The organism is Rhizobacter sp. Root1221, assembly GCF_001425785.1.
Lineage (GTDB): Bacteria > Pseudomonadota > Gammaproteobacteria > Burkholderiales > Burkholderiaceae_C > Rhizobacter.
On record NZ_LMDI01000019.1, the window covers coordinates 26,418 to 45,738 of the forward strand.

Genomic DNA, 19,321 nt, shown 5'->3' on the forward strand with positions numbered 1-19,321 from the left:
GGCCCGAGGCCCGGGGGTCATTCGTCGTCGCCGCCAAGCAGGCCACCGAGTACGCCGCCGCCGGCAAAACCGCCCAGCACCGAGCCTTCTTCACGGCCACCACCGCCGCGCTGCGGCGCCGCCGCGAACACACGCGACGCCAGGCGGGAGAACGGCAGGCTCTGCAGCCACACCGTGCCGGGACCGGTCACCTTCGCGAAAAAGAGGCCTTCGCCGCCGAACAGCGCCGTCTTGATCTTGCCGACGTACTGGATCTCGAAGTTGACACCCGGCGTCATGGCGACCAGGCAACCGGTGTCGACCAGCAGCGTTTCATCGGCCTTAAGTTCGCGGCGCACCACGGTGCCACCGGCATGGACAAAGGCCAGGCCATCGCCTTCGAGCTTCTGCATCACGAACCCTTCGCCGCCGAAGAATCCGACCGACATCTTCTGCTGGAAGTGGATGCCGAGCGACACGCCCTTGGCGGCGCACAGGAAGGCATCCTTCTGGCAGATGAGCTTGCCGCCCATCTTGGACAGGTCCATCGGGAGGATCTTGCCCGGGTACGGCGCGGCGAACGCCACCCGCAGCTTGCGCGAGGCCTGGTTCGTGTAGACCGTGGTGAACAGCGATTCGCCAGTGACGAGGCGCTTGCCCGCGCCGAGCAGCTTGCCCAGGAACCCGCCCTGCTGGGCCGAACCGTCACCGAAGACGGTGTCCATGCCGATGCCGGCGTCCATGAACATCAGGCTGCCGGCTTCGCCGACGGCTGCTTCGCCCGGGTCCAGTTCGACCTCGACGAACTGCATCTCGGAGCCCTTGATTTCGAAATCCACCACGTCCATTGCCACGTTGTTCTCTCCACGGTCGTCAGAAAAATGGGTCGGGCCTCCCTTTGGGGGGCCCGGCAGCGGCGTTTATCGTTCATCGGGGGGAACCCAAAGAACCGATCCTCGCCGGAAAATCCACCATCGATTCTGACACCGGCCATGAACCTCCACCCACCCACCCTGCTGCTTTGTTCCGTGCTGGCGATGGCCATGTCGGCAGCACTGATGACGGTGTTCGGGTTCACGCAGCGTGTCTACCGCGGCTACGCCCACTGGACCACCGCCCAGGCCCTCGCCGCGCTGGGCCTCGGGCTCCACCTGGTGCGAGACACCCACCCCCTCATCCTCCCGCTGGCCAACCTGCTGGTGCTGCAGTGGCCGGTGCTGCTGCTCGCCGGGCTGCGCCGCTTCTACCAGCGCAACGAGATGCCGCTGCCGGCCGCGTTCGACTGGATGCTGCTGGTGGGTGGCTACCTGCTGTGGCTCACCACCTGGGTGGCCCAGACCGACCTGATGTGGCGCATCGCCGCATTTTCGTTCGCGGCCGCGGTGCTGCTGCTCTACACGGCCGCACTGCTGATGCGCCTGGACAGCTACGCCACGAGCACCGGCCTCAAGACCCTGTCGGTGGCCCTCTTCATGTCCTGCGCCATGCACGTGTGGCGCATGCTCCACAGCGTCATCACCCGGCACAACCCCGAATCGGCCATCAACCTGCTGCTGGCCGGCGCCGTGATCGCCGTGCTGCTGTCGTTCATGATGGTGTACCTGGCCCTGCTGCTCACCTACGAACGCACCCAGCACGACCTCGGCGAATCCCAGCGCCTGCTGCGCGAGCTGGCCAACATCGACATGCTCACCCAGGTGCCCAACCGCCGGCACTTCCACGAGCTGGCCGCCCGCGTGCTGGCAGCGCCCGCATCGGCCGGCGCTGCGCTGCTGATGTTCGACGTCGACCACTTCAAGGGCATCAACGACCGGTTCGGTCACAGGGCCGGCGACGAGGCGCTGTGCGACGTGGCCCAGAGCCTGCGCAACTCGCTGCGCGCGGGCGACGTGGCTGGGCGCCTGGGTGGAGACGAGTTCGTGGTGCTGCTGCCCCACACATCGTCGGATGACGCCGTGGGCGTGGCCTCCCGCATCGTCGACCCGCTGTCCGGTCAACGGCCGGTGCCGCTGGGCCTGAGCTTCGGTGTCGTGCGTGTGCAGCCCGGCGAATCGGTCGACGCCGCACTCCACCGTGCCGACCAGGCCCTCTACGAAGCCAAGCGCCAGGGGCGCAGCTGCGCGGTCGTGGCCAGCGGCGACAACGACAACCCGGTTTTCGCGGAAAGCATGCCGCTCGGCCTGGTCTGATCCCGCCGTGAAATTCGCGCGACAACGCCGCCGGGGATAGACTGGGGGCATCCACCGCATCCCGGAGCCCGCCGCTTTCATGCAGTCGTTGCTCAACCTGCTCGCCGCCATCGCCCTGCTCGTCTGGGGAACCCACATCGTGCGCACCGGCGTGCTCCGCGTGTTCGGGGAGAACCTCCGGCTCGTGCTGTCACGCAGCTTCGGCAACCGCTTCAAGGCGCTGCTGGCCGGGCTCGGGGTCACCACCATCGTCCAGTCCGGCACGGCCACGTGCCTCATCGTCTCGTCGTTCGTCGGCAAGGGCCTCGTCACCACCGCCGCGGCGCTGGCCGTGATGCTCGGGGCCGATGTGGGCAGCAGCCTGATGGCGGTGGTGTTCTCCTTCGACCTGTCCTGGCTGTCACCGCTGCTGATCTTCGTCGGGGTGGTGATGTTCACCACGCGGCAGGCCACGGCGGCCGGCCGCATCGGGCGGGTGCTGATCGGCCTCGGGCTCATCACGCTCGCCTTGCACCTGATCGTCGAGGCCACCCGGCCGCTCACCGCCTCGCCGGCGGTGCGGGCGCTGCTGGTGGCCCTGCCCAACGAGGTGCTGCTCGACATCGTGGTGGGCGCAGCCCTCACGGTGATGTCGTACTCGAGCCTCGCCATCGTGCTGCTCACGGCCACGCTCGCCGAAACCGGCATGTTGACAGCCCCGGTGGCGCTGGGCCTGGTGCTGGGTGCCAACGTGGGCAGCGGGTTGCTCGCCCTGATTGCCGCCGGTGGCACCACTCCCCAGGCCCGGCGGTTGCCGCTCGGCAACCTGATGTTCAAGCTGATCGGCGTGCTGGTGGCCATCCCGCTGGTGGGTCACGCCCATGTGCTGCTCCAGGATCTGATCCCCACGGTGCACCAGCAGATCGTCACCTTCCACCTCGGTTTCAACATCACGCTGGCCGTGCTGTTCATCGGGTTGACCGGTCCCATCGCCCGCCTGGTAGATCGCTGGCTACCGGTGGCCGACACCAGCGCCGCCAACACCCGCCCCCGCCACCTCGACCCCGTGGCGCTGGCCACGCCGTCGCTGGCTATCAGCTGCGCAGCCCGCGAGGCGCTGCACCAGGCCGACATCGTCGAGACCATGCTGCGCGGCATCCTGCCGGTCATCCGCAACAACGACCTGCAACTGGCCGAACAGCTGCGCCGCATGGACGACACGGTGGACGACCTGTACGCCGCCATCAAGTTCTACCTGACCCAGGTCTCCCGCGAGGCGCTCTCCGAGCGCGAAGGCCGGCGCTGGGCCGACGTGATGTCGTTCACCATCAACATGGAGCAGGTGGGCGACACCATCGAGCGGGTGCTGCAAGACGTGGAAGACAAGAAGGTGCGCAAGAACCGCAGCTTCTCCGACGCCGGCATGGCCGAGATCGTGCACCTGCACGAGGTGCTGCTGTCGAACCTTCGGCTCGCGATGGGGGTGTTCCTCGACGGCCAGGTGCGTGACGCGCAACGCCTGCTGGAAGAGAAGGCGCGCTTTCGCGACCTGGAACACGAGTACGCGGCCAGCCACCTTGCGCGGCTGCGCGGCAACACCGCGCAGAGCATCGAGACCAGCTCGCTCCACATCGACCTGATCAGCGACCTGAAGCGCATCAACTCGCACATCTGCTCCATCGCGTACCCCATCCTGGAGTCGCACGGCGCACTGTCGAAGACACGCATCCGGCCGTCGCAGCTGGCCGACCTCACGGATGAGGCATGAGCCCACGCCTGGACTGACGCATGGGCATCAGGCGGACGGGTCCTTGCCACGCGTGCGCGACACGCCGGTGAACATGCCGATGCCCAGCAGGATCACCGAGCCGATGGCCACATAGAGGCCCGGCACGCCGGCCGTGACGAGCGCCCAGGCGACCCCCGCGATGAAGATGACGAACCCCGCCAGGTACAAGGCGAATGACATACCGCTCTCCTGTTGCATCTGCAGGAATGATGGGTGAGGCCGCGCCGCCGCGGGAGCGGACAACCGGGCCCGGCCGTGTAGGCCGATGGCGCACCCGTGCGCCAGAGAACGCATGAGATTCGTCGAATTCCGCGCTTCGTGAGCGGGCCCGCGGCCGATACGCTGCAAGCCCCTCTCCTTCGAAGTGTCTCTCATGCAGCAGAAGTTCCCGGCCGCCTCGCACGGCATGCGCAAGACCGCCATCGGCCTCGTGGTGCTGAGTCTCGCGCTCCAGGGATGCGGCGGTGGCGGTGACGACACGGCGCAAACGACCACCCCGGCCACCCTCGCGAAGCGCCCGAACATCGTCTTCATCATGGCGGACGACCTGGGCTACTCCGACATCGGCGCCTATGGCGGCGAAATCGAAACCCCGAACCTCGACGCACTGGCCGCCAGTGGCCGCCTGCTGACGAACCACCACACCGGCACGGTGTGCGCCATCACGCGCTCGATGCTGATCTCGGGCACCGACCATCACCTGGTCGGAGAAGGCACCATGGGTGCACCGAACGACGAACGCCGCGGCCTGCCCGGCTACGAGGGGTACCTGAACGACCGCTCGCTGTCGGTGGCACAACTGCTGAAGGACGCGGGGTACCACACCTACATGGCGGGCAAGTGGCACCTGGGCTCGAACATCGCGAACCCGGCCAGCCCGGTGCCGCTGGGCACCGCCGGTCACACGCCCGACCAGTGGGGCTTCGAGAAGAGCTATGCGCTGATGGGCGGGGCCGCCAGCAACCACTACGCCCACGAAGCCGCCGGCTCGCGGAACTACACCGAAAACGGCGCCTACGTGCAGCCGGGCCAGCCCGGCCAGCCGGGTGGCACCGGAGGCACACCGGAGGTCTTCTATTCCACCGACTTCTACACGCAGCGCCTGATCAACTACATCGACGCCAGCCAGGGCGACGGCAAGCCGTTCTTCGCGTACGCCGCGTACACATCGCCGCACTGGCCGCTGCAGGTGCCCGAGCCCTACCTCGGCAAGTACAAGGGCAAGTACGACGCGGGGTATGACGTGGTGCGCGCGGCGCGCATCGCCCGCCAGAAACAGCTGGGCCTGATCCCGCAGGACTTCACGCCCTACGAGGGCGAAGCCGAGACCCGCGTGTCGTCGCCAGCCACCACGAGCAACGGCACGGCCAACGCGAAGTACACCAGCGCGGTCAACAGCCCGGCCAACGGGTACGTCGACCACGGCGCGGGACGCATCAACAAGAAGTGGGACAGCCTGACCGCCCTCGAGAAGAAGGCACAGTCGCGGTACATGGAGATCTACGCCGGCATGGTCGACAACCTCGACCACAACATCGGCGTGCTGATCCAGCACCTGAAGGACATCGGCGAGTACGACAACACGCTGATCGTGTTCCAGTCCGACAACGGTGCCGAGGGCTGGCCCATCGCCTCGGCGGCCACCGACCCGCTGGCCACCGACGAAGCCAACGCCACGGAGCCGGTGTATTCGGCACTGGGCAAGGACAGCGGCACCGCATCGGCCAGGCGCCTGCAGTACGGCATGCGCTGGGCCGAGGTGAGCGCCACGCCGTTCCGCCAGACGAAGGGCCACTTCGGCGAAGGCGGTGTCAGCACGCCGCTGATCGTGCGCATGCCCGGGCAGACGAAGGCCCTGCCCGCGTTCGCGCACTTCACGCACATCATCGACCTGACCGCCACGCTCCTCGACGCGGGCCGCGCCACGCTGCCCACCCAGGCCGCACCGCCGCTGATCAACACGCTCACCGGCGTGGACCAGAACCAGGGCAAGGTCGTCTACGACAACCGCAACGTGTACCCGGTGACCGGCCAGTCGCTGCTGCAGGTGCTGCTGGGCAACACGGCCACATCCGTGCGCAAGGCCCCGTTCGGCGACGAGTCGTACGGCCGCGCGTACCTGACGAGCGCCGACGGCAAGTGGAAGGCACTGTGGACCGAACCGCCCTTCGGCCCGGAAGACGGCCACTGGCAGCTGTACGACCTGGCCACCGACCGTGGCGAGAACAGAGACCTCGCGGACAAGAACCCCGCGGTCGTCCAGGGCCTCGTCACGAACTGGGCGGAGTACATGAAATCCGTGGGTGGCGTGGAGCCGCTGCGTCCGGTCGGCTACTACTGACCGGAGCGCCCGCGTGACCATCTTGACGCGCTGGTGCATCGCCACGGCCGCCGGTGCGCTTGCGTTGGCGGGCGGCGGCTTCGCGCTGTATTCCACCGCGGCCCCGTCGGGGCCGCCCCGCGCCGCCCTCGGCGCCGAGGCGCAGTGCGCCGCCTACACCGGCCTGCCCACCGGCTGGCAGCAGGATCCGAAGGCCGGCATGGTGCCGCTGCGCGGCGGCGACTTCACGTTCGGCAGCACCCGCGGCTATCCCGACGAGCGCCCCGCCGCTGCCGCCCCCGTGCACGTCCAGCCCTTCTGGATCGACCAGACCGAGGTCACCGTGGCGCAGTTCGCTGCGTTCGTGAAAGAGACCGCATACGTCACCGAAGCCGAGCGCCAGGGCGGCGCGGTGGTGTTCCACACGCCCACCGATGCCGAGATGAACCAGCGCCCGTACGCCTGGTGGACGTTCGTGAAGGGCGCCGACTGGCGCCACCCCGGCGGCCCCGGCAGTGGGATCACCGGCCTCGACAACGTGCCGGTCACGTTCGTGACCAAGGCCGACGCCCTCGCCTACGCCCACTGGCTGGGCCGCGACCTGCCCACCGAGGTGGAATGGGAATACGCCGGCAAGGCGGGCCAGTCCGGCGACCCGCTCGACGCCGCCCCGCGCGACGGCGCCGGCAAGCCCACGGCCAACTACTGGCAAGGCATCTTTCCCGCCATCAATGCCCGCGAAGACGGCCACGCCGGCCTCGCGCCGGTGGGCTGCTATGGTGCCAGCGCCTTCGGCCTGCACGACATGATCGGCAACGTGTGGGAATGGACCCGCGACGCCTACACCGGCCCGCACCAGCCTCACATGAACGGCGACACCGCGGCCGTGGCCGCCCCGTTCCACCGGCCGAACGAACGCACGGTGATCAAGGGCGGCTCGTACCTGTGTTCGCCCGACTTCTGCGTGCGCTACCGAGCCTCGGCACGCGAAGCACAGGAAGCCGACCTCGCGACGGCCCACATCGGCTTTCGCACCGTGTGGCGGGGTGACCGATGAACCGGCGCCAGCTCGTGCTGCTCGGTGCCGCGGGCCTGGTACCACGTGCGTTCGCGGTCACGCCGCCGCGCCGAATCGGCGTGCTCCCGGGCCCTCATGCGGACATCATGGCGGTGGTGCAGCGTGTGGCCGCCGACCGCGGCCTGGCGCTGGCGCTCGCAGAACGCGAAGACGGGCGCGGCATCAACGCGGACGTGGCCGCCGGGCGCCTGGACGCCGCCTGTTTCCAGGATGCAGTGGCGTTCGCCGCCGAACACCCCGCGCGGCTCGCGAACATCGCCAGCACCGTGACACTTCCGGTTGCGATCTACTCGCGCCGTGTCGCGTCCGTGCGCGCCCTGCGGCCGGGCAGCACCATCGCCATCCCGCGCGAGCGCCCCACCCTGGCGCGGGCACTCGTGCTGCTGCACAACCACGGACTCGTGGAACTGCGGCCTGGCTCGGGCCTGGTTGCCACGCTGCGCGACGTGACGGGCAACCGATTCCGCTTCCAGTTGACCCCGCTGCCGGAGGCCGATCTGGCCACCGCGCTGACCCGGGTGGACGCCGCCGTGATCGCCCGGCCCTGCGCCGCGCGCGCCGGCCTGCTGCCCGCCCGCGACTCCATCGGGCTGGAGGACGCCCGCTCGCCGTGGGCCGGTGTGCTGGCGGTGCGCCGCGCCGACCGTGACGCGGGCTGGGTGCGCACGCTGGTGGCGTCGTACCAGTCCGAGACCGTCAAGCGCTTCGTCTTCGAGCACTACCAGGACTCGGTGCGCAGGCCCTGGTGAACACGACCCCGCGCGCCGCCGACGGGGGCGGCGAGCACGGAAGCCTACTTGGGCGTGGGTTCGGCCTGAGGCACGCAGCGGAAGCGCACCTGGAACCGCGGCGTGTTGCCCGTCATGTTCCAACCGGTGGACGTCTGTGAATCCACCACCTGGCGCACCGCCTGCCGTGCCTCGCAGTACTTGCGTGCCTCCTCGAGGGCTTCGGCCTGCAGCTTGTCTTTCATCGGGAAACCGCCCGGCGATTCGCGGGTGAGCACGAACACGTCCGGCGCGGTGGCCATCGGTGCGATGGTCGGGCCGGTGGTGCAACCGGCCAGCAGCAGGGTCAGCAGGAAGAGTCGCATCAGGACAACGTCGGTGAGGTGGTGGGTCACTTGTCTTCGAACGTGGCCAACCCGTCCGCCACCATCTTCCGAAGCACCACCTTGGCCTCGGCGACTTCATCGGCATCAACCCGCGACACATCCAGCTTGTGTTCGTACAGCTCCGTCTTGACGATGACCGTGTCGCTTCTCCATGTGACCGAAACGAGAAGATTGCGACGCAGGTCCGCCGGGTCGAGCGTTGACACGCTGGTGCCTCGCTCGTCTTCCGGCAGCGCCCATTCCAATTGGGGCGACCGAATCAACGTGAAGCTGTCGTACGCGGCCGGGGCGAGCGCGAACGACACGATGAGGTCGGAATCGTCTTCGATGCTGATGAACTCGACGCGACGCATGGCAACCATCCTGAGTGAGTGCGCTGTCGTGACATGGTAGCGGGCTTCACGCATTCGAACCGGATGCGCCCACCCGAAACCTGCCGTTGGACGCAGAGACGCATGCGCTCATTCATCGACTGGCAGGGTCAGGCGTTTTCGCGGCGGCTTGGCTCGACAGCGTGAATGAAGACCGTGTAGGTGTCCGCCGGCCGCACCGCCTCTGCCAAGTCCAACGCATGGCCGATGGCACCTCTGTGATAGGTGCCGTGATTGACGATGTGAAAGAGGATCTCCCGGCGCGTCATCGTTCCCTGCAGGCCATCGACGAACTGGAAGTTGAGCGACTGGTTCAGTTGGCTGCTGTCCAGTTGCCCGATGTAGCGGGCGAACCAGAGATTCGAAGCCGTCATTCGCCGATCAAGCTCATCGAGGTCAGGAACAGACTCGGTGTTTGTAGAAGCGTGAGGGGCAAGTTCACCGAGGAGCCGTGCTTTGAACAGCTCTTCAACCCTGACCATGTGGTTCAGCTGCTGTCGTGCGAATGCCGTGGATGACGGGTGCTCGTTTTCATCCATCGTGCCCACTGCATCGAGCGTGCGTCGATCAGCCCATTGCTTGTACTTGAATGTTTCGATGAGCATGTGCCTCTCCCGGAAAGATATGGCTCGTCGCTGCGCGGCCGTGAAGGCCTTTCAAAGCTTGGGGTCTGGAAATGGCAGCTGGTCCTGCGATCTGCTCGGCTGGGCCACCCATTGACTGCCGCGGCGATAAAAATCCGCTTGGGTTTCAGAAGTACCAGCCCCGATCTTCACCGCCACCGTGCAGGCCACTTGACCTGGGTGCTCGGCCTGAACAGCTGGGATGCAAGTGCCGAGCTTGGCTTCGGCATTTTGCTGCCCTTGCATGTCCAGCATCTCAAGGAGTGCTTGCGTGGCCTCTTTCGTGTTGGGTAATGCGGGTGCGTCGGCTTGCGCTGTGGGCCGGGCGACGTCGGCTGGTTGCGGCGATGTCTTGCTGCAGGCGGCGCAAAGAAGCAATGTTGACAAGATGATTGTGTAATGCATAACGAGTTTCTCTCCTGTGGCGCCTGACGCCAACTGCTACCACTCGACAAAACTCTCTTGGAGTAACTCCTCAAGAGAAGGCGCCAGGACTTCACGCTCATCGCTGTCATGGTAGGCAACAACGACTTCGCCGGCAGGGTTGATGAAGATCGGATCTCCGGCACCTGTCATGGAGATGACGTAGCTGCTGTTTAACTCGACAGCCCGCTCATCACCGGCATAGCTCGCTCGAAAGTCGAGCGTGAGCTCAACAACTGTTTCCTTCCCAATGGAAGTCCCATTGGAGAAGGCATGGATGGGCATTCCCGCGTAGGCGCCTCCAAAACGCTTTATGAAGGCTTTGTAGTTGCCATGAAACTTGACGTTGAGTTTTTCCTCTGCGGCGTTGATTTCCTCCTCGAGGGCAGGTTTTCCTCGCAGGGTTTCATGCTTTGCGAGGAAGTGTGCCAACCGTCGCATCAACGTGTCATTCATGTGAAGCACTCGCAGTAGTGCAACGCGGCCAGCCTTGGTATTTCGTCCCCCGCCTTCCAAAACTCTGGGTCCAGCTTGTCGCCAATCTCATCCTGCTCTTCCTTGGCCAGAAGACTCCAGAGATCCTCATACGACTTGAGGTCAGGGTGATCTTTTATTCTTTCCAATATTTCTCGCTGACGTGCCACGATTGCATAGGTGGCATCGGCCCCGATGGCCTGTAGCGCTGACAAGGCGATGCGACAGTTTTCTTCGCCCCAGTTGCCGAAGAACTGCATGAACCCCCCGTTGTACCCATCCGCTTCAAGTCGCCACAGCGCAACGATCTCTCGCGAGCGAGGTTGCAGTTCATCCAGCTTGAAACCTTTGGCCATTGCCTCGTCGTTTGCCTGCTTGCACAGCGCCTCCCAAAGCAACCAGCGCGTATCAAGCGTTACCTTGTCACCCAGGTGCGGCCATGACACCAGGCCATCGTCCAGCAATGTCCATTCAGATCTCTGCGTGGCACTTGCCTTCAATAGGTCCGGATTGCGCGAAAGCGTGTCGCGAAGAATTCGACCATCGGCCAGCGTTACGCTGACATGGGCCTTTGTGAAGTCAATGCTGCCAACTGATAGATTTCTCATTGTGGACATTCCAGCTGTCTAACGTCCCGAAGGTCAGGGATGCCGCAGTACCCGAATGAGCCTTCGCACTTGTCTTTCAACGGCCTTCCACTCCCATTGATCGGGCGCGCCAAGCGCAGGAAGGGTTTGCGCCCACAACAAGATCAATCCCCAGTCGCGCGCTCGTTGGAGATATACGCATCGCGTATTGGAACCCTAGCCAGCATTTCGGCCAGGAAACTGCTTGAGCACTTCAACTGGGGAGAATACCGCTGGCCAGAGCACCAATCTGTAATGGTCTTTGCCTTCAAGGCCATCTTCACTGAGTTCACTCAGCGCTCCGAAGTAGGCTCGGACCCGGTATGTAGCGGGGCTCAGGTCTATGCGGTCAATTGAGCCACCAGTGCATTCACGGATTTCAAGGTGACCGGATGGCAACTCCAGGCTCGCCTCGGCCACGTGATCCCACTCGTCGAAATCGGTTTCGGGCTCCGCTGCGAAGACTTCGAGCGTAACGGGTACGTCCATGTTTCTTTCGGGCTGAATCACAACAACGTTTGGTGCTGCTTTGATTCTTCGTTCAATGTCGGTATCGGTGTAGTCGGTCGGCGCCTCTGGTGAGGTATCTCTATCCCAAAGGTAGAACTGATGGTAGTCGGCGAAGATGGAGTATGTATATTTCATGATGGCTGACATTGCAGTTAAGCGATTGACCGAGGCTGGCTGGCGGCTGTCGACACGAGCCAGCACCTGGGTTTGCCCCGGTTGAATCATGCTTGCAACCCCGCATCACATGCGCCGGCCTCAAGCAAGTATCTAGCTTTCATGCGCGATCTCCAGCAGCACGCCGTCGCTCGAAAACTTCACTGCCAGAAGTGCATCGGAGAATTCCCTCCCTATCGAATAGTCAAACACAATCTTCAACCCGTTGGATTGCTCATGAAATGAGACGCCACACAATTCGAGTGCACTCATGAACGTTTCCTGATCCACCTCCGCGGAGCCAACTTTGGCACGCACCTCATTGCCCAGCTCCTCCAGATGGAACTCGATGAAGTCTGCCACCGTTGGATCTTCAGTGTTCGAAAACTTCAATAGCTCTTGGCGCGAACGTCGATCCCACTCGTCAAGCGTTTCCAGCACCGATTCAACCGTTTGAAGTGCCTCTTTGTCCCTGCAGACCCCGTCGCCAATATACAAGCTGCACTGCGAGCCTTTTCCATTGACTTCAATTTGTGCCCTGATGAATGAATTTTTTTCGGGATCAATTTCACCGAACTTGAAACCATTAATCTTCATGCAAAATCCCAATAATTAAGGCCACCCGGCCTTGTGAAGTCAGCCATATACCAGATCATGCACTTTCAACAAAGCATGAAATTCAGCGTCTAGTTTTTTTGATCCGAATGCTCCCGACATATTCTTCATATTCGGGTGCCTCATTGCAAAAACCAGGTCCGCGGGCTTCTGTGGCGTTGCAACCACTCCAAACGCCTCCAAGTTGGGGACGGATATCAAATTCCCGATGTCCACGAGGCGTTTGCAATTGAAGAAATTCAACCTCCTCAGTCGAACACACGCGGAGAGATCGGGGATATTTTCGATTCGAGGGGCATATCCAATTGAAAAGCTTTCCAGGGAGGTCAGCCCAGGCAGAAAATCAAGTGCCTGTATGCCTGTTCCATTGATGAAAAGTTTCTCCAGATTCTCGAACCGGGAAAGTTGATCATGGGGAATTTCACATCTATAGAGCTGCAGACTCTGGAGCTTTGCCAAGCAAGACATGAAGTCCAGATCCTGCACTTTGATACCCGTCATGCATAGGCGCCTGCTTTGCCTATGCTGAGAAATCAAGGCTGCATCACTCGCCGTGATTCTCCCCTCAAGAAAAATCCCAGCTTCATTCTTTGAAAATGCCACAACTCGCTCCAGTTCGAAATGCTCCCGGCCCGTTCCCGTATTCCTGAACTTGCAGGATCGCTGCGTCCAAGAGGCCTAACGTGAAGCGCCCGCAGCCTTCGCCCGCTCGAACAGTTCGATCCAATCGGCCTCGCCACGCTTTCGGGCGAGCGCGACGGGAGAGCTGCCACGGTTGTCCTGCGCATCGGGGTCCGCGCCGCGGGCAAGCAGAAAGTCCGCCAGTTCCCGGTTGCGCATGGCCGTGGCAAGCATCAGCGGTGTGCTGCCTCGATGGAGGCGGACATCGACCGTCAACCCAAGCGCCAACAGGCGAGCCGCCCAGCGGTGCTGCTGTGCGCGGCCCGCATCGCTTGTGGGCACCGGCGCCATCGACAACCTGTGCAACGCCGTTGCGCCGAAATCGCCGACGTGCCGCGGGTTTGCGCCGCGGGCCAGCAACAGCTCCGCGGCCCCGTAATGTCCACTGCTCAGCGCGGCAAACAAGGGCGTGTCACCGTTGCTGTCGAGTGGCCGGTCCGTTCGAGCACCGGCATCAAGCAGCATGCGCACTTCCTCTTGTTCTCCGAATGACGCACTGAAGGCCAGCATGCTGATGCCCGAGAGGCAGGCGTTGGGGTCGTCTCCGCGCGCCAGCAGCGCGGCAAGCTCGGCACGCCGCCCTTTTCCAAGAACAAAGGCGATCGCCGGTGCATCCTGGGTGGCACGCTTGACCGCCTCATCGGCGTAGTCACCGAAGCCGGTGCCTTCCGGGGGCTCGGGACAGCGCGTCAATGGCGCGGCTGCGCAAGCGGCCACCACGAGCGACAACAGCCCTGCCGCCAGGCGTTTCACCGGTCACCCCGCATATAGGCGTTCGTGGCATCGTCCATCAGCTTCTGCATCTCGACGTACTTGCCCTGGCTGAGCAGGTTTTGGGCGTCTGCCCATTGGGTTTCGTCGATCACCCCGCGCTCGTACAGCTTGCGTGCCTTCATGTTGAGCACGACGTTGCCAGTGGACTTGGCCACCTCGGGATCGAGCGCGGCCACGCCCAGGTCGACGAGCGGCCCGGCCACGCGCGTGAAGGCGGTGGCCTTCGCTGCACGCAATGCAGCGCGCGAGGCCTCCAGCTCCTTGGCGGCAGCCTTGGCGGCCGCTGCGGCGCGGGCATCCTCCACCTTCAGGTACTGGCCCAGGCGCGAGTTGGAATAGGTGGGCGGCTTCGGGGGCGGCAAGGTGCTGGCCTTGGCACCCAGCACGTCGGCATAGGGGCCCCACCGGTCGCGTTTCATCATGTCCTTGACCGTGGTCTCGAACCACTTTTCCGCGCTGCCGGTGAAACTGCCGGTGGCGAGACCCAGGCCCGCGGACATGGTTTTTTCGCCGGCCTTCAGGCCCACCACGGTGTCGCGCAGCGGGCGGAATTGCGGGTACTTCTGCAGCTTGAGCCAGGTTTGCGGGTCTTCCTTCTGCAGCTGCTGCAACACACGGTCGAGCTTGATGGGCGAGTTGCTGCGCAGGTACGAGATGTACTCGAGGTAGTCGTTGATCTTCGGGATGCGCTTGCGCGCCTCGGCGATCAGCTTCTGCGTCTGCTTGTGGTCGTACGGTTCTTCTTCGCGGCGCTCGGCCACGCGGCCATCGCGGCCGACGGCGTCGATCTGGCCGGGCCCGCCCGGCACATCGGAATATTCGACGGTGCCATCGGGGCGCACGATGCGGTAGACACCGCCCATGTCAGGCCCCGCCCCGGCGGCTGGCGAGCGCGTTCCCGCGGAAGATTCCTTGCGACATACCCTGCCTTGAACCCGTTCCACCCCGCGGCGGCGGCGGAACGTTGTTGTGGTGAGGCATTGTCACCCGGCAGGGCCTCTCGGTGCCCTGACCAAAGTCAGCTCTTCAGGAACGCTACTTCGCCGACACCGCAGGCAGCGTCCCGATCACCAGCTGCCGGCCCTGCTCGACGCGCACCAGGAAACTCTCGCGGTCGAGGTCGCCATGGGCGTCGAACGACAGGTCCATCAGCACCCCCGGGTGCTGCGCGGCGGAGATCTTCGCGCCGTGCAAGGCCTCCGACAGCGCCTTCGAATCGAACTTGCCGATGCGCTCGGTGATGGCCTTCACCACGTACACGCTGATGTAGCCCTTCATGCCGTTGTGCTCGCTCTTGTACTTGTACTCGCGCAGGAACCGTTCATCGAACGCCTTGATCCGCGCCTGCGGTGCATCGGCGGTGAGGCCCACGTGGCCCAGCATGCCGTTGGCCGCATCACCCGCCAGCTCGATGGTCTTCTGGCTGACCGCGGTGGTCTCGCCGATCACGGGCTTCGTGTACCCCTGCTTGCGCAGCTCCCGCAACGCACGCGCCGACTCCTCCTCCAGCGTGTAGAGGAACAGCGCGTCGGCGTCCGACTGCCGGACCTTCAGCACCGCGGCCGAGAAGTCGACCTGCTGCGGGTCGGTGGAGATGTCCACCGCCACCTTGACCCCCAGCGCGTCGAGTGCCTTCAGCATCGCGTCGTGGCCGCCCTTGCCGTAGTCGTTGTTCGTGTACATGACCGCCACCGACCGCGCCTTCACGGTGTCCTTGATGTAGCGGGCAACCTTGGGCATCGACGTCAGCTGCGTGAACGACGAGCGGAACACGTACGGGTTGCCCTGCTGGGTGATGCTCGCGGCTTCCCCCCCGGTGAAGTTGGTGACCTCCGCGCGGCGTGTCTCCGCCATCGTGACGAGCATCGACCCCGAATGCACGGGACCCAGCACGACGTACGAGCCGTCGTCCACGGCCTTTTGCGCCAGGGCCTTGGCCACGCCAGGGTTCGTCTGCGTGTCGACCGGCTGGTAGTCGATGGGCCGGCCCAGGATGCCCCCCGCGGCGTTGATTTCCTTGACGGCCAGCTTCACGCCATTGTTGAAGTTGGTGCCCGGCGTGGCACCGCTGCCGGACAGTTCCATGATGCCGGCGAAGCGCACGGGGCCGGTCTGTGCCTGGGCGGCCAGGGTGCTGCAGGCCACGAGTGCGGCGGCGAGGATACGGGTGGTGTTCATCGGAATGTCTCCGGATCGGTCGGGGGAGGAACGGGGCTGTCAGTCGGACACGAGGCCCAGCGCGCCGGCCACGGCACGCACGGCGAGCAGGTACCCCTGCACGCCCAGCCCGCAGATGACACCGGTGGCGGCGAGGGACACCAGCGAATGCCGGTACTGCTCGGTGCGCTGGTGGATGTTGGTGATGTGCACCTCCACGAGCGGCTTGCGGATCAGCTTCAGCGCATCCAGCACGGGGATGGAACCGAAGGAAAAGCCGGCCGGGTTGATCACCACCGCGGCGTCCTTCTCGAAGGCCTCCTGGATCCAGTCGACCAGCACCCCTTCGTGGTTGGTCTGGCGGAAGTCGCAATCGAGCCCGAGCCGCGCGGCCAGGGTTTCAGTGCGTGTGCGCACCTCGGCCAGCGTGGTGGCGCCATACAGGTGAGGCTCCCGGCTGCCGAGCAGGTTGAGGTTCGAGCCGTTGAGAACGAACAGCGGGTGGGCCATGGGTGGGGTCCTGGGCTAAGGGATCGGTGGCGCGGCAAACCCGGGAGGGATGCGTCGCAATCGATTGTGGGAACCGTGGCCAGGGTCCGTTCCAATCTGGAATATCGTTCTATATTGCGAGAACCCATCCGACGCCCAGCACCATGACCACCGCCCTCGACCGCGGACTAGGCATCCTGGAGCACCTCGCCGCGCACCCCGAGGGCCTGCCACTCGCGTTGATCGCCGACACGCTCGACATCCCCAAGAGCGCCTGCCATCGCCTCCTCGGTGAACTGATGGCGCGGGGGTATGTGCGCCAGGTGCGTGCCATGGGCGACTACGTCATGACCACGAAGATCGCGTCGCTGGGCCTCGGGTTCCTGAGCAGTTCGGGCATCGTCGACATCGCGCAGCCCCTGATCGAACGGCTGGCCGAGGCCTCGGGCGAACTGGTGCGCCTGTCGGTCGTCGACGACAACCGCCTCACGTGGGTGGCAAAGGCCCAGGGCGGGCGCAAGGGGTTCCGGTACGACCCGGACATGGGCATGGACGCGCGCCTGTCCTGCACGTCGTCGGGCCATGCGTGGATGCTGACCATGACCGACGAACGGGCCCTCGAGCTGGTGACCCGCCAGGGCTTCGGCGCCCCGAAGGACTTCGGGCCGAAGGCGCCCACCACCGTCAAGGCGCTGCTCGGTTTCCTGCACGCGGCCCGCGTGCGTGGCTACGCGATGATCGACGAGGTCTTTGCGCCCGGCATGTCGGCCGTGGCCGCACCGGTGCAACGGCCCGGCCGCGCGGCCATCGGTGTCATCAGCATCGCCGGGCCACGGCAGCGCCTCACGCCCGAACGCATCCAGGCGCTGGCCCCGGCCCTGCTGGCCGCCGCCGAAGCGCTGGCTGCCGCCAGCAGCGCGTCGTGCCTGTTCTCGAAGACGCCGCTGGGCAAGGCCTGAGGCCCGGCATCCCGGGCCGGGGGTTTGCGCCGTCAGTGCATCGTCGTGGTGTCGACCGGGGTCTCCGTGTGCATCACACATTGCCAGCGCTGGCCCTTGCGGACCCACGTGGACGAATCGTTCATCTCCTCCTCGAAGGCCTCGCCCTTCCCCTTGCCCCGCGGGGCCACGCCCTGCTTGACGTGGTACGTCAGGATGGCGGTGGTGTCGTTCGGGAAGACGACCTCCATGTCGCTGAGTTCGAACGACGTCACGACCCGCGTCCCGTGGTCCGCCATCTGGCGGTAGCCCGCGTGATCGAACTTGAATGCGCCATGCGCACTGACCATGACGGCCGGTTCGCTCAGCATCTGCACGGCCGCTTCCGTGTCCTGTTTCACCATGGATTCCCAGAACTTCGTTTCAAGGTCCACGAGGGTCTTGCTCGGCATCGACATGTGACGCTCCTGTAGTCGAGGGGCTTCCATCCTCCTCCTTGCCGCGTCCCGTGCCATCGGAAGAACGACGGCGCGCCGGTAGGGCGACTCCTACGCGCAGGCACGCGGGACAAGAGGCGGCGGGGGACGGGCAGACGTCCCCGCTGGCAGTGCCCTGACGGACCCGTCAGCCGCCGGCCGGCGGTTCCACATCGTGGACCGCCTTGGCGGCAGCCTCGTCGGGCAGCATCGCGCGCCAGGCGGGTTGCCCGGCCAGGTCGGTCACGAACTCACGCACGTCGTCATCGCCCAGCCCCTCGTCCAGCGCGAGCATCCTGGCAACGACCCCATCGATCCACTGTGCATCGGTCAGTCGGGTGGTATCCACGGCCATGTCGATCTCCTTGCGCAGGCCACCTGCGCGCAGGAACGAGGAGCAGATGGCGTTCCCGGGCCGGGCCCACTCAAGCCAGCAGCGGCGCCCGGCACACCAGCACCTTGAGCGCCCGCTGCTCCGACACGTCGGCAAACGCTGGCGGGTTCACCACCCGCTCGACGAAGTCCACCTCGGGGGCCAAGTCGCGCAACTGATCCAGAAGGAAGTCGGCCCCCAATTCGGGCGCGTTCAGGCACAGCAGCGCATGGCCGCCCGGCAGCATCAGGTCGAACAGCCGCCGCATCAGGCGGGCATAGTCCTTCGTGGCCACGAAACTGCCCTTCTGGTAGCTGGGCGGGTCCACGATGACGAGGCCATAGGGGCCACTGCGCGTCACCTTGCCCCAGGTCTTGAACAGGTCGTGAGCCATGAAACTGGCACCTGTCAGCCCGTTGTAGCGGTGATTGTGCTGGCCGATGCCCAAGGCGCCCTGGCTCATGTCCAGGTTGATGACCTGCTTCGCACCGGCCTGCAGCGCCACCACCGAAAACGCACAGGTGTAGGCAAAGAGATTCAGCACCCGCATCCCCGGGCGCGCGGCCACGTGCTCGCGCACCCACCGCCGGCCGTTCGCCATGTCGAGGAACAGGCCATGGTTCTGCCCGCTGCCCACGTGCACCCGGTAGTGCACGCCGTCCTCGCTCACCCAATGGGGATCGGGCACCGCGCCAGCCATCACCCGCGTGGTGCTCTGGCCGTCGTGGCGGCACTGGTAGACCCAGTTCAGGGGCTGACCGGGCGCTAGTTGCTCCCAGCGCCGGGCCAGCGCGGCGCCGATCGCGGCCAGTTCGTCATCGGTGGCGGGCTGGAAACTCGTCAGCACCCACACAGGCGGGAACGCGTCCAGCACCCAGTGTTCGCAGCCAGGGTGCAGGCCACCGCGGCCGTGGAAGATGCGCTGGGCGTCGGTGGGGAAAGCCATCGTGGTGATGGCGTCGAGGAGAGGTTGCATGGCGTGTAGGGTGCCCCGCGGGGCCAGGAGGAACACATGGGCCCTGAGGTGGGCTGATACGGCGGGCGTGCACGATCACCGCGTTCACAAGAGACTAGCTCATTAAAGAAAAGCGCAGATCCCTTTCATGGCGCTCCTCCTTTGCTCAACGAGCTGAGACCATGCGATTCAGCGCGACTGGCAACTCAGCGTTCTGCGACCCAAGATTACGTTG

General features: G+C 65.1%; 24 protein-coding genes. 6 read left to right on the forward strand and 18 right to left on the reverse strand.

Annotated features, from left to right (window positions below):
* Positions 1-17: 17 nt before the first annotated feature.
* The gene (locus ASC87_RS15140) at positions 18-833 is read right to left on the reverse strand and encodes a TIGR00266 family protein (RefSeq protein WP_056663412.1); all 816 of its coding nucleotides are present in this window, start codon (positions 831-833) and stop codon (positions 18-20) included.
* A gap of 138 nt (positions 834-971) precedes the next feature.
* On the opposite strand from ASC87_RS15140, the gene ASC87_RS15145 reads away from it, so the two are divergent.
* Together ASC87_RS15145 and ASC87_RS15150 are read left to right on the forward strand one after the other, a co-directional pair.
* The gene (locus tag ASC87_RS15145) at positions 972-2,168 is read left to right on the forward strand and encodes a GGDEF domain-containing protein (protein WP_056663414.1); all 1,197 of its coding nucleotides are present in this window, start codon (positions 972-974) and stop codon (positions 2,166-2,168) included.
* 79 nt (positions 2,169-2,247) lie between these two features.
* Positions 2,248-3,915: a Na/Pi cotransporter family protein gene (locus tag ASC87_RS15150; protein WP_056663416.1), complete on the forward strand. Its 1,668-nt coding sequence runs from the start codon at positions 2,248-2,250 to the stop codon at positions 3,913-3,915.
* A 27-nt stretch (positions 3,916-3,942) separates the two neighbouring features.
* Here the strand turns inward: ASC87_RS15150 and ASC87_RS32615 are convergent, their stop codons facing one another.
* Positions 3,943-4,116, reverse strand: a complete 174-nt coding sequence (locus ASC87_RS32615; RefSeq protein WP_056663417.1) for a hypothetical protein — start codon at positions 4,114-4,116, stop codon at positions 3,943-3,945.
* A gap of 226 nt (positions 4,117-4,342) precedes the next feature.
* Between ASC87_RS32615 and ASC87_RS15160 the strand changes: the two genes are divergently transcribed.
* From ASC87_RS15160 to ASC87_RS15170, 3 genes are read left to right on the forward strand one after another with little or no spacing between them, the layout of a single operon-like run.
* The gene (locus tag ASC87_RS15160) at positions 4,343-6,277 is read left to right on the forward strand and encodes an arylsulfatase (protein WP_082568652.1); all 1,935 of its coding nucleotides are present in this window, start codon (positions 4,343-4,345) and stop codon (positions 6,275-6,277) included.
* A 22-nt stretch (positions 6,278-6,299) separates the two neighbouring features.
* Positions 6,300-7,313 carry a formylglycine-generating enzyme family protein gene (locus tag ASC87_RS15165; RefSeq protein ID WP_056663579.1) on the forward strand — a complete coding sequence of 338 codons (1,014 nt, stop codon included), beginning with the start codon at positions 6,300-6,302 and terminating at the stop codon, positions 7,311-7,313.
* A complete protein-coding gene (locus ASC87_RS15170; protein ID WP_082568646.1) occupies positions 7,310-8,083 on the forward strand; it encodes a MetQ/NlpA family ABC transporter substrate-binding protein in 774 nt (257 codons plus the stop codon). Before ASC87_RS15165 ends, ASC87_RS15170 begins: the two co-directional genes overlap by 4 nt.
* A gap of 44 nt (positions 8,084-8,127) precedes the next feature.
* Here the strand turns inward: ASC87_RS15170 and ASC87_RS15175 are convergent, their stop codons facing one another.
* The 13 genes from ASC87_RS15175 to ASC87_RS15220 all read right to left on the reverse strand — a co-directional run bounded on the left by ASC87_RS15175 (position 8,128) and on the right by ASC87_RS15220 (position 16,365).
* Positions 8,128-8,457, reverse strand: a complete 330-nt coding sequence (locus tag ASC87_RS15175; RefSeq protein WP_056663419.1) for a hypothetical protein — start codon at positions 8,455-8,457, stop codon at positions 8,128-8,130.
* Positions 8,454-8,855: a hypothetical protein gene (locus ASC87_RS15180; protein WP_157604060.1), complete on the reverse strand. Its 402-nt coding sequence runs from the start codon at positions 8,853-8,855 to the stop codon at positions 8,454-8,456. Before ASC87_RS15180 ends, ASC87_RS15175 begins: the two co-directional genes overlap by 4 nt.
* A gap of 74 nt (positions 8,856-8,929) precedes the next feature.
* Complete coding sequence (locus ASC87_RS15185; RefSeq protein ID WP_056663425.1) at positions 8,930-9,424, reverse strand: DinB family protein; 495 nt, start codon at positions 9,422-9,424, stop codon at positions 8,930-8,932.
* 51 nt (positions 9,425-9,475) lie between these two features.
* On the reverse strand, positions 9,476-9,847 hold the full coding sequence (locus ASC87_RS30765; RefSeq protein WP_200954364.1) for a hypothetical protein: 372 nt from the start codon (positions 9,845-9,847) through the stop codon (positions 9,476-9,478).
* Between the two features lie 36 nt (positions 9,848-9,883).
* Positions 9,884-10,321, reverse strand: coding sequence for an SMI1/KNR4 family protein (locus ASC87_RS15190; protein ID WP_056663427.1), 438 nt, complete (start codon positions 10,319-10,321; stop codon positions 9,884-9,886).
* Positions 10,318-10,947 carry a DUF4375 domain-containing protein gene (locus ASC87_RS15195; RefSeq protein ID WP_162255164.1) on the reverse strand — a complete coding sequence of 210 codons (630 nt, stop codon included), beginning with the start codon at positions 10,945-10,947 and terminating at the stop codon, positions 10,318-10,320. Before ASC87_RS15195 ends, ASC87_RS15190 begins: the two co-directional genes overlap by 4 nt.
* 195 nt (positions 10,948-11,142) lie before the next feature.
* Positions 11,143-11,700, reverse strand: coding sequence for a hypothetical protein (locus ASC87_RS30770; protein ID WP_200954365.1), 558 nt, complete (start codon positions 11,698-11,700; stop codon positions 11,143-11,145).
* A 42-nt stretch (positions 11,701-11,742) separates the two neighbouring features.
* Positions 11,743-12,225: a DUF2004 domain-containing protein gene (locus ASC87_RS15200; RefSeq protein ID WP_082568648.1), complete on the reverse strand. Its 483-nt coding sequence runs from the start codon at positions 12,223-12,225 to the stop codon at positions 11,743-11,745.
* A 39-nt stretch (positions 12,226-12,264) separates the two neighbouring features.
* Positions 12,265-12,846, reverse strand: coding sequence for a leucine-rich repeat domain-containing protein (locus ASC87_RS31900; protein WP_157604061.1), 582 nt, complete (start codon positions 12,844-12,846; stop codon positions 12,265-12,267).
* 75 nt (positions 12,847-12,921) lie between these two features.
* On the reverse strand, positions 12,922-13,677 hold the full coding sequence (locus ASC87_RS15205; RefSeq protein ID WP_056663436.1) for an ankyrin repeat domain-containing protein: 756 nt from the start codon (positions 13,675-13,677) through the stop codon (positions 12,922-12,924).
* On the reverse strand, positions 13,674-14,561 hold the full coding sequence (locus tag ASC87_RS15210) for a hypothetical protein (RefSeq protein WP_056663439.1): 888 nt from the start codon (positions 14,559-14,561) through the stop codon (positions 13,674-13,676). The genes ASC87_RS15205 and ASC87_RS15210 overlap by 4 nt, the downstream gene beginning before the upstream one ends.
* Before the next feature lie 172 nt (positions 14,562-14,733).
* Complete coding sequence (locus ASC87_RS15215) at positions 14,734-15,876, reverse strand: ABC transporter substrate-binding protein (RefSeq protein WP_056663442.1); 1,143 nt, start codon at positions 15,874-15,876, stop codon at positions 14,734-14,736.
* A 39-nt stretch (positions 15,877-15,915) separates the two neighbouring features.
* Entirely contained in the window at positions 15,916-16,365 is a 450-nt protein-coding gene (locus ASC87_RS15220; protein WP_056663444.1) for a type II 3-dehydroquinate dehydratase, read from the reverse strand.
* 143 nt (positions 16,366-16,508) lie between these two features.
* Here ASC87_RS15220 and ASC87_RS15225 point away from each other — a divergent pair, with 143 nt between their 5' ends.
* On the forward strand, positions 16,509-17,303 hold the full coding sequence (locus tag ASC87_RS15225; protein ID WP_056663447.1) for an IclR family transcriptional regulator: 795 nt from the start codon (positions 16,509-16,511) through the stop codon (positions 17,301-17,303).
* Positions 17,304-17,335: 32 nt separating this feature from the next.
* Here ASC87_RS15225 and ASC87_RS15230 read toward each other — a convergent pair whose 3' ends face one another.
* From ASC87_RS15230 to ASC87_RS15240, 3 genes are all read right to left on the reverse strand, one after another.
* The gene (locus ASC87_RS15230; RefSeq protein WP_056663449.1) at positions 17,336-17,740 is read right to left on the reverse strand and encodes a nuclear transport factor 2 family protein; all 405 of its coding nucleotides are present in this window, start codon (positions 17,738-17,740) and stop codon (positions 17,336-17,338) included.
* A gap of 166 nt (positions 17,741-17,906) precedes the next feature.
* Positions 17,907-18,113, reverse strand: coding sequence for a hypothetical protein (locus tag ASC87_RS15235; protein ID WP_056663456.1), 207 nt, complete (start codon positions 18,111-18,113; stop codon positions 17,907-17,909).
* Positions 18,114-18,183: 70 nt separating this feature from the next.
* Positions 18,184-19,107 carry a class I SAM-dependent methyltransferase gene (locus tag ASC87_RS15240; protein ID WP_056663459.1) on the reverse strand — a complete coding sequence of 308 codons (924 nt, stop codon included), beginning with the start codon at positions 19,105-19,107 and terminating at the stop codon, positions 18,184-18,186.
* Between the last annotated feature and the right edge of the window lie 214 nt (positions 19,108-19,321).